At 65.2% G+C, this 13,093-nt stretch carries 10 protein-coding genes; 1 reads left to right on the top strand and 9 read right to left on the bottom strand.

The window, feature by feature from the left end; all coding sequences use genetic code 11:
• Positions 1-50: 50 nt before the first annotated feature.
• On the bottom strand, positions 51-1,367 hold the full coding sequence (locus tag AQZ49_RS09160; protein WP_082701674.1) for an EAL domain-containing protein: 1,317 nt from the start codon (positions 1,365-1,367) through the stop codon (positions 51-53).
• A gap of 417 nt (positions 1,368-1,784) precedes the next feature.
• Here AQZ49_RS09160 and AQZ49_RS22780 point away from each other — a divergent pair, with 417 nt between their 5' ends.
• On the top strand, positions 1,785-2,282 hold the full coding sequence (locus AQZ49_RS22780; RefSeq protein WP_231739149.1) for a hypothetical protein: 498 nt from the start codon (positions 1,785-1,787) through the stop codon (positions 2,280-2,282).
• Between the two features lie 161 nt (positions 2,283-2,443).
• On the opposite strand, the gene AQZ49_RS09150 is transcribed toward AQZ49_RS22780, so the two are convergent.
• The 8 genes from AQZ49_RS09150 to AQZ49_RS09115 are packed head-to-tail and all read right to left on the bottom strand — an operon-like array spanning position 2,444 to position 13,092.
• Positions 2,444-4,339: an XrtA/PEP-CTERM system amidotransferase gene (locus AQZ49_RS09150; protein WP_067614999.1), complete on the bottom strand. Its 1,896-nt coding sequence runs from the start codon at positions 4,337-4,339 to the stop codon at positions 2,444-2,446.
• Between the two features lie 5 nt (positions 4,340-4,344).
• Positions 4,345-5,907: an exosortase A gene (gene xrtA / locus AQZ49_RS09145; protein WP_231739147.1), complete on the bottom strand. Its 1,563-nt coding sequence runs from the start codon at positions 5,905-5,907 to the stop codon at positions 4,345-4,347.
• Positions 5,897-7,117 carry a TIGR03087 family PEP-CTERM/XrtA system glycosyltransferase gene (locus AQZ49_RS09140; protein ID WP_067614998.1) on the bottom strand — a complete coding sequence of 407 codons (1,221 nt, stop codon included), beginning with the start codon at positions 7,115-7,117 and terminating at the stop codon, positions 5,897-5,899. Before AQZ49_RS09140 ends, xrtA begins: the two co-directional genes overlap by 11 nt.
• Positions 7,118-7,120: 3 nt before the next feature.
• Positions 7,121-8,173, bottom strand: a complete 1,053-nt coding sequence (locus AQZ49_RS09135) for a FemAB family XrtA/PEP-CTERM system-associated protein (RefSeq protein ID WP_067614997.1) — start codon at positions 8,171-8,173, stop codon at positions 7,121-7,123.
• Positions 8,170-9,024, bottom strand: coding sequence for an XrtA system polysaccharide deacetylase (locus AQZ49_RS09130; RefSeq protein WP_067615372.1), 855 nt, complete (start codon positions 9,022-9,024; stop codon positions 8,170-8,172). Before AQZ49_RS09130 ends, AQZ49_RS09135 begins: the two co-directional genes overlap by 4 nt.
• 8 nt (positions 9,025-9,032) lie before the next feature.
• Complete coding sequence (locus tag AQZ49_RS09125) at positions 9,033-10,241, bottom strand: XrtA/PEP-CTERM system-associated ATPase (RefSeq protein WP_067614996.1); 1,209 nt, start codon at positions 10,239-10,241, stop codon at positions 9,033-9,035.
• A 13-nt stretch (positions 10,242-10,254) separates the two neighbouring features.
• Positions 10,255-12,051 carry a hypothetical protein gene (locus AQZ49_RS09120; protein WP_067614995.1) on the bottom strand — a complete coding sequence of 599 codons (1,797 nt, stop codon included), beginning with the start codon at positions 12,049-12,051 and terminating at the stop codon, positions 10,255-10,257.
• A gap of 6 nt (positions 12,052-12,057) precedes the next feature.
• On the bottom strand, positions 12,058-13,092 hold the full coding sequence (locus AQZ49_RS09115; RefSeq protein ID WP_067614994.1) for an AAA family ATPase: 1,035 nt from the start codon (positions 13,090-13,092) through the stop codon (positions 12,058-12,060).
• Position 13,093: the final 1 nt, after the last annotated feature.

Raw genomic sequence — 13,093 nt, 5'->3', positions numbered from 1 at the left:
ATCCACGGTGGAGGACATTATTTACCATTCAATGAAGTGGTTAACAAGTTCTAAACGCGACCGAACTCCCGGTGGTAGCGCGCCTCGTACTCGCGCTCGAACACGGCGAACGGCTGGGGCCGCCCCAGGTAGAAACCTTGCGCATGGTCGCAGCCCATGTCGCGCAGCAGCGCCAGCGTGGCCGCGTCCTCGATCCCTTCGGCCACCACAGTCTGTCCCAGCGCATGCGCCAGCCCGATCGTGCTGGCGACGATCGCGCGTTCACGATGGCTGTCGGTGATGCGCGAAACAAACCGGCGGTCGAGTTTCAACTCGTCGCTGGGCAAGTCGGCCAGATACGTCAGCGAGGCTTCGCCTGTCCCGAAATCGTCGATCGACAGGCGAAACCCGATCTGGCGCAACCGGGTCAGGTTGTGGACGGCGGCCGGGCGATTGCCGACGCTGCTGGTTTCGGTCACTTCGATGGTGATCAGGCCGGGATCGATCCCGCGCCGCAGGGCGATGTCGGCGAAATTCTTGACCAGGTCGGGCTTGTCGACCATCTGGCCCGACAAGTTGACGCTCATCTGAAAGCGTTCGCCGCGCGCATTGATCGCCAGCGCGGCCACGATCGCCTGATCGAGCACCCAATAAGTCAAGGCATCGATGCGGCCGGCGCGTTCGGCCTGGAGGATAAAGGCATTGGGCGCGATCGGTCCGCGCGTCGGGTGATTCCAGCGGATCAGCGCTTCGGCGCCGCAGATGCGGTTGCTGGCAATGTCCCATTGCGACTGGAACGCCAGCCAGATGTCGCCGTTGCGCAAGCCTTCGTCGATGCGCGCGTGGAGCGACAGTTCCCACGGCGCCTCGGCCAGCCGCTGCGCCTCGAACAGTTCGATCACGCGGCCGCTCGACAAGGCCTCGTTGGCGCTGGCCAACGCGGAATTGACGCGCGTGGCGGTTTCGACCCCTTCGTTGCGATCCAGCCCGAAGTGGATGTTGGTGTCGAAAGTGTGCGGCCCGACTTGCAGGGGCGCGGCGAACAGCGCGCGCAGCCCTTCGAGATGGCTCAATTGCATATCGAGCGGACGCGCCTCTTCAACCCAGGCAAAGTGACCGCCATCGGAGTGATAGATTTCGCCTGCACCGCAACCGACCGCGATGCGGCGGGCAATCTGGCGCGCGCATTCGCCATGCAGATCCTGCGGCAGCGTGGCGAGGATTTCCTCATAACGCGCGATCGTGGCAACCACCACATCGCAGCCGACCGGCAGAACGCTGTTGGACAGCGCCAACATGTTGGGCAGACCCGAAGAGCTGGTGTGCTGCACGCGGCGAATGCGCTTTTGCCACAGGCGGATTGCCGCAAAAACCGTGACGCTAACCATAGCGGCATCGGGATAGGCAACTATTCCCACGCTGCGAAGCAACACAGGAAGCGGCAAAACCGCCAATGGCACCAAACCGTAAGCCGTCCATTTGATCCGCCGACTGACTGCGTGATGGCCGACATTCAGTAGACCAAGCACCAAAGCCAAAATTGCCAAACCAGTCAGATCAACATTAAAAGGTCGATCCAACGCAGCCGCGCCAGCAATATCCAATGCCACGGGTGCAACATCCGGCGGATGACCGAAGTAGCTCCCCAACGAGCGCTCGTCTTCAGACGAGATGACCACGGTTCGACCGGTCAATGCAGCACGATCGGTGCGACCACTGATCAAAGATCGTGCTGACAACGTGGGTATACTTGCAGGATCTATCGAGAAATCTGGATAATACCAAGATTGAATCCCAGAGTACCTGTGCGCTATATCTGCGCTAAAAGTTGGATAATTTACCCCGTCGATTTCGACTTTATAGGATCCGATTTCCACGAACCGCAGGAAATCAGTTTTCCACGAAGAAACGACCAACCGATGGTTGTGAGCAAGCGTGGGATCGGGAACGTTGAAATTGTCTTGTCGCGAATGCCACGCCAGATTTGGTCGTATCACGAACGCAGCATTATCTCCCAGCCGCGACAAAGCCACCCGCATTTTCGCATCGTCTGCTGGTTTCTCACCAAACTGCAAAGGTGTGTCGAGGTACAGGCGCTGGGGATTGCTGGTGCGCACGAGATCGATCAGGTGTGCCGCCCCTGCCCCGCCAAGGTCGCTGATATCCTGACTGTTGACGACCACGACGTTCGGCGGCGCAGGACGTTGCCAAAGATTGTAGGCTACGTTCCAGTACACATGAGCCACGGGTTCGCTGAACTGGCTGACCATGTCGATCAGCCCGATCAGCAGCGCGAGCACTAGCGGAGATCGCAGGAGTCTACGCATTTTTCCTTGGCACCGTGGGAACCCATCGCAAAATTAGTCCGAATTGGTTGACATTGGGTTACTTCGGTTACGAGTTGTCAACCAAGCAAACGTCTGCGGATTCTATACAATGGGATACCCGGTCGGCGCCAGACGGGTCAGCCACCGGTGAGGTGCGACAGGCTTTTTTCAAGCATCAGCAGTTGCCACAGCGTGCGGCTGGTATCGGCGCGGCCGGTCAGATGCGCGTCGACCAGCGCGGCGATCTGTGCCGGTTCGAACCAACCGGTGGCAGCCAGTGTGCCACGATCGGTCAATCCACGCGCCGCATCGGCCAATGGCCCGCGAAACCACGCGGCAATCGGTGTGACAAAGCCCATTTTGGGACGGAACAGCACATCGTCGGGCAGTGTCGGGCGCATCACCTCCTTCATCAGCCATTTGCCCGTGGTGCCGCGTACGCGCATGGTTTCGGGCAGCCGCGCGGCAAATTCGATCAGGCGGTGGTCGAGCAAGGGCTCGCGCGCCTCAAGGCTGACCGCCATGCTCGCCCGATCGACCTTGGTCAGGATATCACCGGGCAAATAGCGTTTCAGATCAGCATATTGCGCCCGATCGAGGCCGCTGCGCGCGGGCGCCTGGCGCATCAGGTCGATCATCGGCGTCTCAGCCCGGTAGTCGCCACGCAATCGTTTGAAGGTGGCCGAATAGAGCGCATTGCGTGCCTCTGCGCGAGTGACCGAGACGCTGCGCGCATAGGCCTCTTCACTGTCGAGCGCGAGGCTTTGCAGCGTCGCGCGCGCGCGCAGCGGACGCGGCGCCCAGCCCAGTGCCGGATAGATCGCCCCCAGCCCGCCAAACAGCGTGCGCCGCAACCCGCGTGGCAGGCGCGCGCGCGCCTGATCCTCGCGGTGATGGAAGGTCAGCCGCCGATAGCCCGCAAACGCCTCGTCCGCGCCATCGCCCGAAAGGGCCACGGTGACGTGTTCGCGCGCCAACTGGCACACCCGCCAGGTCGGCAGCGCCGAGGCATCGGCAAACGGTTCATCAAACATAGCGACCAGCGTGTCGACGGCGGCGAAATCGTCCGATCCCACCGTGCGCCGGTAATGTTCGGTGTGAAACTGCGCGGCGATGCGGTCGGCATAGGCGGTTTCATCCAGCGCGGCGACATCGAACCCGATTGAACAGGTCTTGACCGGATCGGCGCTCGCCCCGGCCATCATCGCCACCACCGTCGAACTGTCGACCCCGCCTGACAGGAACGCGCCCAGCGGCACATCGGCGGTCATCCGCGAGGTGACCGCTTCGTGCAGGCGATGCAGCAATTCCTCGCCCAGCGCGGCCTCTGACCCGGTGGCCCGGTCGGCAAAGCTGATATCCCACCAGGCCACCGGTGCAGCCGGCGGCGCGCCGTGGCGCAACAGCCGATAATGCCCGGCCGGCAGCTTTTCCACCCCGCGCAGCAGCGAACGCGTGTCGGGCACATAGCCCCAGGCCATGAAATCCTCGACCGCCAGCGGGTCGATCGCACGCGACAGGCCGGGGTGCACCAGCAATTGTTTGAGTTCAGACGCGAACAGCACGCTGCCATCGGCCAGCGTCGCCATGATCAGCGGCTTTACCCCCAACCGGTCGCGCGCCAGCAACAGGGTGCGCTGACGCAAGTCATAGAGCGCAAAGGCGAACATGCCGTGCAGGCGCGGCAGGCAATCGATGCCCCAGCGCTGCCACGCGGCAATGATCACCTCGCTGTCGCCGTCGGTGTGGAACACCGCGCCGCCCGCGCGCAATTCGCGCCGCAGTTCGCGGAAATTGTAGATCTCGCCGTTGAACACCAGCATGACCTGGCCATCGCTCGATGCCATCGGCTGCGGCGAACCGGCAATGTCGATGATCGCCAGCCGCAAATGGCCCAGCCCCACTCCCGGCGCGGTCCACGTGCCGCGCCCGTCGGGGCCCCGGTGTGGCGCGGCGGCCAGCATGGCCTCGATCCGCGCCGGATCGACCGGACCCAGCCCGCGCGTATCAAAGATCCCGGCAATTCCGCACATCGCGCCTATCCCCCGGTCACGCCATCGATCCAGCGGCCGACCGGGCCGACAGCAGCCAGAAACGCCGCCAACGCCGCCGCCGGATCGCGGTTGAACCGGTCTGATGCCGACACGATCAGCACCGCCGTCACCTGCCGTCGCAGTGCCAGATGATCCCCCATTACATGCAGCCGCAGCGCCAGATTGCTGCCGGTAAGCAAACCGCCGCTGCGATACCATGTCAGGCACAGCCGCCGTTCGGGCAATGGCCCCGCACTCGGCGCCTGGATCACGTCGCTTTTGGCCACACCCATTGTGGGCCCGGCGCGTTCCCATGCCCATCGCGATCCCAGCGGCAGGGCACCCTGCCCAAACCCGCCCGCCTCGCGCCCGGTGCCCTGGTTGGCATAGATCGCCAGCGAGACGTCAACGGTGGCGCCCGCGGCATCGCGCAGACGAACATGGAACTGCCGGTCCGCGCCGCCGTGCAGCGGCACCCAGGCCATGCCTTCGTTGGTGGCGACCGCTGTCCAGCCCGGCGCCACGGGCGCCCGTACCTGTTGCGGCAAAGGTGCCGTCAACGATTGCGCCGCCCCGCCCCAGGCGATGCATCCCAGCGTGATCGCCAGCATCAGCGGCAGGCCGACCATGGGCGACAGGCGCCATGCCGCCAGCCAGCGCACCACCGGATTGGCCACGATGGCATCGGGATCGATCATCGCCCGATCGACCGGTCGGTCAAAAAAACGCCAGCCCACCGCCATGCACAGCGCCATCACCAGCGCAAAGAACACCCAGCCATAGACCACATGGTCGAAACTGCTGGCAAAGCGGATGCCATACCAGCCCGCGATCCAGATCGTACCGAACGCGCGCAAGCCGTTGGCAATGATCGGCACGACCACCGACATCGCCATGAACGCGGCGCGCCGGGTCCAGCGCAGAAAACAGACATTGGCGACCAGCGCGCCATAGGCAACCATCGCGATGAGGAACTTGATCCCCGAACAGGCCTCGGCCACCTCGAAATAGCCCGCAGGGGTGGTGATGAACACGCCGTTGATGGTCGCACGGATATGCGCCAGCGCCAGAAACACCATGGTCAGCCGTGCGGTCAGCGTTTGCAGACCGGGGATCAGCTCATCGCCCAGCGGCACCAGAAACAGCATGTAGAACAACGGGAACGCCAGCCCGACGACCACTTCCGGGCCCATCACCACGGCCAGCCCGGCCTGCGCCATCAGCACCACCGCGAGTTGGCGCAGCACCGCCAGACCCGCCAGATCGCCCAGCACCCACACCAGCCCGGCGCCCGCAAACAGCACCAGCCCCGGCCACCAGCCGCGCGGTGTCAGCCGCAGCACGTCATGATGGCGTTGCGACACCAGCCAGCCGATGATCGGCGGGATCAGCAGGATGTGGTTATACGTCGAACTGTTCCACCACTGCCCTGCCATCGCGCGCCAATCGGCAAACAACAGCCCGATCAGCGCCAGCCATACAAGCGCCAGCGCAAGCAGTGCCGAACGCCATGGCGCAGACACGCGCAGCGCCCCATCGCGTTCGGCGATCATGGCATCAGGCTGCATCGGCCCAGCCCATTATCATCGGCAAGGGCGCCAGTACCTGGTCCCATCCCGCATGCGCCAGCACCCAGCGCCGCGCCGCCGTGCCCATCGCCCGGGCATTTTCGCGATCCGCGATCAGCGCCAGCACCCGCGCGGCCAAGGCTTCTGCCCCTTCGGCAATCGCGAAATGGTCGCCATCGGTGGCATCGATCCCGGTCGCCGCCGCGCCGGTCAGCACCACCGGGCGCGCCATCGCCATCGCTTCGAGCACTTTGTTCTGCACCCCGCGTGCAATCTGCAACGGCGCGCAGACCACATCGGCCGCCGCCAACCACGGGCGCACATCGGCCACTTCGCCGGTCACCAAAGTGCCGTCGACACCATCGAGCGCGCGCACCTCGGCCGAGGGCGCGCGGCCGACAATGGCGAACCCGGCCTGCGGATGGTGCGCACGGATCACCGGCATCACCTCACGTGCAAACAGGATCACCGCGGCGACATTGGGGGCATAGTCCATCTGCCCGGTGAACACGATCAGCGGGCGCCCGCCGCGCACGTCGGGCTTGACGGCATCGGGCGAAAAGTGATCGGCATCGATGCCGTTGCCCAGCGCCACCACCGCGCATCGGCCGGGATCGACCATCCGTGATACGAACAAATCGCGTTCCTGCGGCGTCACCAGCAGCGACACGTCGGCGCGATGCGCGGCGCGCTGTTCGAATTGCGACAGCACGCGCGCCTCGCGCGCATGGACCGCGCGCACCATCCACGACCGCGCCGTGTCCGCATAAGCGGCGAACTTGGCCGAATCGACATCGACGAAATCCATCACCACGCGCCCGGCAAAATCATCGGGCACATATTGCGCCATCTGCCCCGAAAACGCGAAAATCGTGCCGATCCGCCCGGTGTCGAGCATTTCGCGCACCCATTGCCGCAACTGGAACGACGAAAACGCCGCCACGCTGATCGGACGACCGGTTGCCAGCGCCGCCACCGCCGCCAGCCCGAGCGAAGGCGAACGCCGCGCCAGACACCAGTTTTCGGCCAGGCCCGCAATCGCCTCGACCTGGCCGGGCAGGACTTTGCCTTCGACCAGACAGCCGCAATGGACTTTCGCCCGCGCCGCCAGCGCACGCAACAGATGCCACGACCGGATGCGATCCCCCCGATCGGGTGGCCAGGGGATGCGATGGGCGAGGAACAGCACCTCGTCGGCGGGACCGGGCATCGTTCAGGCCAGACCGTTGGCGATCAGCGGCCCGATCCGGTTGGCGATTGCCAGCGGCAGTTTCTGCCACAGCGCGATCCGCGCGCGGTATTTCGGGCTGAGCGGGTTGATATCGCGTGGCGCCATGCCATCAGCGGCCCAGCTTGCATAAGCCAGCGGTTGCGGCGCAAAACCCCAGTTGCGCTTGAAATGATAGGCCCCGGTATCGACTTTGGAGCGTCCGAAATCGAACCGGTCGCAGCCGCGCGTGCGCGCATGGCACATCAGCCGGTAATACATCACATCGTTGGCCCTCAACGCGCGGGCGGCGAACACCCCGCCGCCCCAATAGGGCATGACCGCGCCGCGATGATAGAGGTTGAGCACCGATGCCACCGGTTCGTCCCCGTGCAGCACGGTCAGGATATCGGCATCATCGCCAAAGGCATCGAGCACCGCATCGAACAGCGCACGCGGAAACACCGGCGTGCCCAGATTGCGCACCGATTGCGCATAGACCGCATAGTGCATTTTGCGATCGGAGGCTGTGGTGCCGATGCGCATGGTCATCGCCTGGGCCAGCCCCTTGCGCACTTCGGCGCGCTGCTTGCGCGGGATCGCGGTCAATTGCGCCTCGTCATCGGCGGCCAGCGGCGCGACGAACCCGGCGTGGCTGTCGGTCTTGATGTGCCAGCCCGGCGCCTGCGGCAAAGGCCCGCCGCGCAGTTCGACCGTGCCGCATGACAGCCGCGCGGCCAGCCGCGTCGCCGCCTCGGCCAGCGCACCGCAATGCGCGCCATCGCCGATTACCCCGCCGTCGACGGCAAACCCGGTCGACACCAGCGCGCGCCCGAACAAGGGCGAATGCACCGCGTGCAGCGGCAACAGTGCGGCAGGCACCCCGTCCGCCTCGGCGATCAGCACATGCGCCGTGTGCCCGCTGGCATGTGCCACCGCGCCCAGCCATTCGGGGCGATGAAACACGCTGGCATCGGGCGCATCGGCCACAAAGCGCGCGATCGCAGACGCATCGTCAGCCCCGGCCAGCCGCACGCGGGTCAGCGTCACTGGCTTCATCGCGGCACCCGCTGCGCTTCCGCCCGGGCCAGGGCGTCCATCCGCCCCCAGGCAAAATCATCGAGCAGGCGCCGCACTTTGCCCGCCATCGCGCCCAGCCGGCTGTAATGGCGCAGGCGTGAACGCCATGGCGCGGCGGCCACGCGCGGCTGATCGGGATCGATCTCCCAGGGATGAAAATACGTCAGCGCGGGCCGCGCATCGTGCGTGTTGACCCGCGATACCGCCCAGCGCGACACAGCATAAGGAAACAGCCGGAAAAACCCGCCCCCGCCCGCCGCCATGCGCCGCCCGGCCCATTCGACCGTGGTCACCGGAATTTCGATCAGATCGGCGCCTGCCACCGGGCGAAAGGCAAACCGGGGTGCCTCGCGCCAGCCATAATGGTCGTGCACGATCGGCGCGACACTCGATGAATAGTTATAGCCCGCCTCGGCCAGCACATCGTGCGCCCAGGGGTTGCGCGCATCGATCGAGAAGCTGGGCGCGCGATAGCCGGTGACCGGCTGTCCCGTCACGTCTTCGAGCACGGCGCGCGCCCGCGCCAGATCGGCAGCAAACCCGGCGCGGTCGAGCGTGAACACCCGCGCATGGTCCCAGCCATGGCTGGCCACTTCATGCCCCGCATCGACGATCCGGCGCATCATCGCCGGGCAGCGCTGTGCCACCCAGCCCAGCGTGAAAAACGTGCCCACAACCCCGGCATCGGCAAACAGCGTCAGGATCGCGTCGCAATTGCGCTCTACGCGCAAGTCCAGCGTGTCCCAGCTCTGGCGGTCGATCACCCGTTCGAACGCGCCGACCTGAAACCAGTCCTCGACATCGACAGATAGCCCGTTGACCGGTTGCATGGCGCTGCTCAGGCCGCGCGCACGGCGGCGTTTTCGGCCTCCAGCCATTCGATCAGCATGGTCAGCACGTGGCGGATCGCCTCGTTCTGATCGCCGGTGCGGATTTCGAGCGTTTCGATCCGCCGCGTCAGATCGACAATCGCGCTCAACAGCGGTTCCAGATCGGGTTCGGGCGGCTGAACCACCACGCCCGGCCCCCGCATTTCGGCCAGTTCCATCACCGCCTGTTGCAGTTCGGCAATCTGTTCGTCGCGTTTGGCCACTTCGCGCGCCAGATCGGCCATGATCGCGGTCTGTTCGGCCATCGGCGCGGGCGCGGCGCTTTCCACACCAGGCACGGGCTCTGGCGCGGGCGCAGGCGCGACGGTGGCGACCGGCTCGGGCGCTTCGGGTTGTTCAACATCGTCCGCCAGATCGGCAATCACGTCATCCAGCATCGCTTCATCCAGCAGGCGGGCCTGCTCAACCGAGCCATGGAGCAACAACCGGTTGGCCAGGAGGTTGATACGGCGCGGCACACAGCCGCTGGCTTCGGCCAGCCGCGCGAACACGCCGGGACCGAACACCGGATTGCCGGTCCAGCCGACATGGCGCAGCCGATGTTCGACATAGGCGCCGACTTCTTCAGGCTCCATCGCGTCGAGATGGTGCGTCGCGATCACCCGCTGGCGCAACTGTTCGAGCACGGGCATGTTGAGCGTGGTGCGAAATTCGGGCTGTCCCAGCAAGAGGATCTGCAACAGCGGATGCGCGCCAAGTTGGAAATTCGACAGCATGCGCAATTCTTCGAGCGCGGTGACCGCCAGGTTCTGCGCTTCATCGACGATCAGCAGACAACGCCGCCCGGCGCGCGCCTCTTCCTGCAGAAACATCTCCAGCGCGCCCAACGCCGCCGCCTTGTCGGGCGCGCCACCCACCGGCAAGGCGATACCGAATGCCTGCGCCGCCAGCCGCACCAGTTCGCCCGCATCGAGCCGGCTGGTGACGATCTGGCCCACGGTCAGCCGCTGGCGATCGATCGAGGCGACCAGATGCGCTGCCAGCGTCGATTTGCCCGCGCCCACTTCGCCGGTGATGACGATGAAGCCCTCACCCTGCGACAGGCCATAGCCGAGATAGGACAGCGCCTTGCGATGCGTCAGGCTTTCAAAATAGAATTCGGGATCGGGGGCAAGCTGGAACGGGCGAGCGCTGAACCCATAGAACTGATCGTACATCGGTGTCCGTTCCTTATCGGAAATTGTAGCGCAGCCCGAGCTGGCCCAGCGTTTCAAGCTGTTCGGGTGTCAATTGCTGCTTGATCCCCAGCACTTCGACCGCCGCCGTGCCGACCAGGTGGTCGGTCAGGTGGTGGACCAGCATCCCGTTTAGCCCCCAGTCACCCGAATCGGCAAATCCCGGTTCGTCGGTGCGATAGAGCGAGGCAAAGCCACTGATCACAAACCGGGTCTGGCGATCGATCTGCCCCGACAGGCTGGAATCGATATACCAGGTGCGATCGAGCAGGCCGTTGTCGGCGGCCAGCACGGAATTGTCGGCGGTGATGAAGCGGCGCGTGACATAGCCGGTGCCGACGCTGAAATTCATCCGCCCCAGTGTCAGCGCATAGGCCGCGTTCACCCCGCGCGCGCGATAGATGAAGGCATTGGCCGACCCCAGCGCGCCGGTCGTGCAACTGCCCCCGGTCGAACCGAGATAACACCCGCCGACATTGCCGCTGAACGGATCGCGGGTTACCGAAAAATCGGTCGGCAGCGCCTGCAACGTGCTCATCAGGCCCGAACCGAAGCCGTAGACCCCGTCAAACACCGTCACGTTCAGCGTCGAGCGGCTGTTGGGCGCGTGATAGAACGATCCGTAATAGGTCGTGCTGTCATAGCGTTGGCCGACATAGGCCGCCGCCATCGTGCGCTTGCTCGGTTTCCACACCACCCCCACATCCCAGGTCAGACCGTCGGTCTGATAGGCAAGCTGGCGCGGGCTGTTTGGATTGGTGACATATTGGCCGTTGCTGCCAACGATCGGGTTGCCGTTGGCATCGAGTTCGGCATTGCGCTGCGACACCTGGACTTTTTCCCAGCCCAGATCGCCGACCAGCGCCAGATCGCGCGTGATCGGCTGGGTGATCTGCCCGCCCAGCCGCGCATCGATCAGGCGTTGATCAAGGTTGGAAATGTCTTCGCGCAGATAATTGCCCAGCAGCGCCAGTCCGAACGGCGCCACTTCGCCCGGCCGCACGCCCACTGTGGCGGTGCCCTGCTGGGTCAGCGAATGGCCAAAGATGTCGACCGGCGCGCCCCCGCCGCTGGGAACATAGCTGCGAATCTGGTCGATCTCGTTGTAGCCCACGTCATAGGCCGCCTTGATCCCGACGATCCCGGCATGGGTCTGCAGCGACGGTCCGCCATAGAGCGACCAGATCTGATAGATCGATCCGACATTGTCGACCGGGTTGAGATACGTGCTGCCATTGGCGGCGATCGCGGTGTGCGTGGCCAGACCGCCGAAATCAAACTGCAAGGTGTGCGGGATGATCTGCGTCTGGGTGCGCGCAATCCCGGTGAACGTGTCGGAACTGCCCTGCGCTTTCGTTTCGGAAAAGTGGTGTTCATAGCGGATCGTCGCCACGCCGGTGGTGCTGTGGCTGTTGATCAGCATGTCGGCGCCCGCCGCCAGCGTGGTATAAGTCACCGTCTGCTGTTCGGGCGCGGTCTGGTCATAAATCGTCTGGTCGACTTCGAGATAGGGCACGATGCGCGTGCGCTTGCGCGGTTTAACCGCAGCGGTGCCGCTGGCCGGACCGTGGGCATCGGCCAGGTTGCCGTCGGAATCGCCACCACTCACAGTGTTGTCGGCGGCATTGGCGGTCGTGCCATCGGGCGCGGTGGCGGCGCTGTCGGCCGCATCGGCATTGCCATAGGCAAGCGGCGGCGTGGCACCCGCGCTTTGTGCCAGCGCGGCGTCCCCCCCGTTCCAGGCCGCGATCAGCGCGAGTGCGCTGGCGGCAGTGTGCCAGACCCCGGTCATGCGGTCTTACTCCTTGTACCCGTAATAGGTGCCGAACCGGCGCCCGCTGGGTGAGAAATGCGCGGCGTTGAGCAACAGCTTGATATCCTCGCACCCCGACAACAGCCCGACCGCATCGCGCAATGCGGCCTCGCTGGTCATGTCGGCGCGCACCACCACCACCGCCTGCCCGACATGCAGCGCCAGCGCGCTGGCCGGAGAGGCCGCCAGCACCGGTGAACTGTCGAAAATGACGATCCGTCCGCGCGTGTTGGCGGTCAGCCGGTCGAGCACCTGCACCGTGCGTGCAGAGGCGAGCAATTCGGTATCGGCGCCCGATGCATTGCCTGCGGGCAGCACAAACAGGCCCGGAATGTCGGTGCCCAGAATGCAATCTTCGACCGCCACGCGCGGATCGGCGAGCGCATCGAGCAGACCCGGCCCGCCCGGCAGACCCAGTGTGGACAGCACCGAAGGCTTGGCAAAGTCGGCATCGACCAGCAGCACTTCGGTGTCCTTTTCCGCCGCCAGCGACAGCGCCAGATTGACCGAACAGAATGTCTTGCCCTCGCCAGGCAGCGCCGAACAGACCAGAATGCGTTCGCCATGGCGCGCGGCGCGCCCAGCCTGGCTGTCCGCGGCGGTCAGCAGCAATTGCCGCTTGATGATGCGAAATTCCTCCAGCAGCGCGGTCACCGGGCCTTCGGGCTCGATCAGCCCCTGTTCGCGCAAGTGCTTGCGATCGATCAGGTGGAATGTGCCACGAAAGGTCTGTCCCGCGGGCAATCCGTCGAACCGGGGCGCGGAGGCCACTGCGCCAAAGTCGCGCGCAGCAGGCAGTGCGGCGGTATCGAACGCGGGCGCCGCGAACGACACCGGCACGCCCGCTTCGGCGACGGGCGCAACCGCGACAGGTTCGGCAGGCGGCGCGTCGACTGGCGGCGCGACCAGCCGACGCCAGTCATCGCTGCCGCCCGCGCGTTCGATCAACGAGGCGCGTTTGCCCCGCCGCGGCGGGGCCGCATCGGGCCCGGTCGGGGGAAAGCGGCGGTGGTCGGTCATC

It is taken from the genome of Novosphingobium sp. FSW06-99 (genome assembly GCF_001519065.1).
Taxonomy (GTDB): Bacteria; Pseudomonadota; Alphaproteobacteria; order Sphingomonadales; family Sphingomonadaceae; genus Novosphingobium.
Note: the sequence above shows the minus strand (reverse complement) of the source record. Positions and strands in the feature narration are given on the sequence as shown.

Excerpts from the sequence above, each read along its gene's own strand:
- AQZ49_RS09160 (WP_082701674.1), bottom strand. The coding sequence starts at position 1,367 with ATGGTTAGCGTCACGGTTTTTGCGGCAATCCGCCTGTGGCAAAAGCGC.
- AQZ49_RS09150 (WP_067614999.1), bottom strand. The coding sequence starts at position 4,339 with ATGTGCGGAATTGCCGGGATCTTTGATACGCGCGGGCTGGGTCCGGTC.
- xrtA (WP_231739147.1), bottom strand. The coding sequence starts at position 5,907 with ATGCAGCCTGATGCCATGATCGCCGAACGCGATGGGGCGCTGCGCGTG.
- AQZ49_RS09140 (WP_067614998.1), bottom strand. The coding sequence starts at position 7,117 with ATGCCCGGTCCCGCCGACGAGGTGCTGTTCCTCGCCCATCGCATCCCC.
- AQZ49_RS09135 (WP_067614997.1), bottom strand. The coding sequence starts at position 8,173 with ATGAAGCCAGTGACGCTGACCCGCGTGCGGCTGGCCGGGGCTGACGAT.
- AQZ49_RS09130 (WP_067615372.1), bottom strand. The coding sequence starts at position 9,024 with ATGCAACCGGTCAACGGGCTATCTGTCGATGTCGAGGACTGGTTTCAG.
- AQZ49_RS09125 (WP_067614996.1), bottom strand. The coding sequence starts at position 10,241 with ATGTACGATCAGTTCTATGGGTTCAGCGCTCGCCCGTTCCAGCTTGCC.
- AQZ49_RS09120 (WP_067614995.1), bottom strand. The coding sequence starts at position 12,051 with ATGACCGGGGTCTGGCACACTGCCGCCAGCGCACTCGCGCTGATCGCG.
- AQZ49_RS09115 (WP_067614994.1), bottom strand. The coding sequence starts at position 13,092 with ATGACCGACCACCGCCGCTTTCCCCCGACCGGGCCCGATGCGGCCCCG.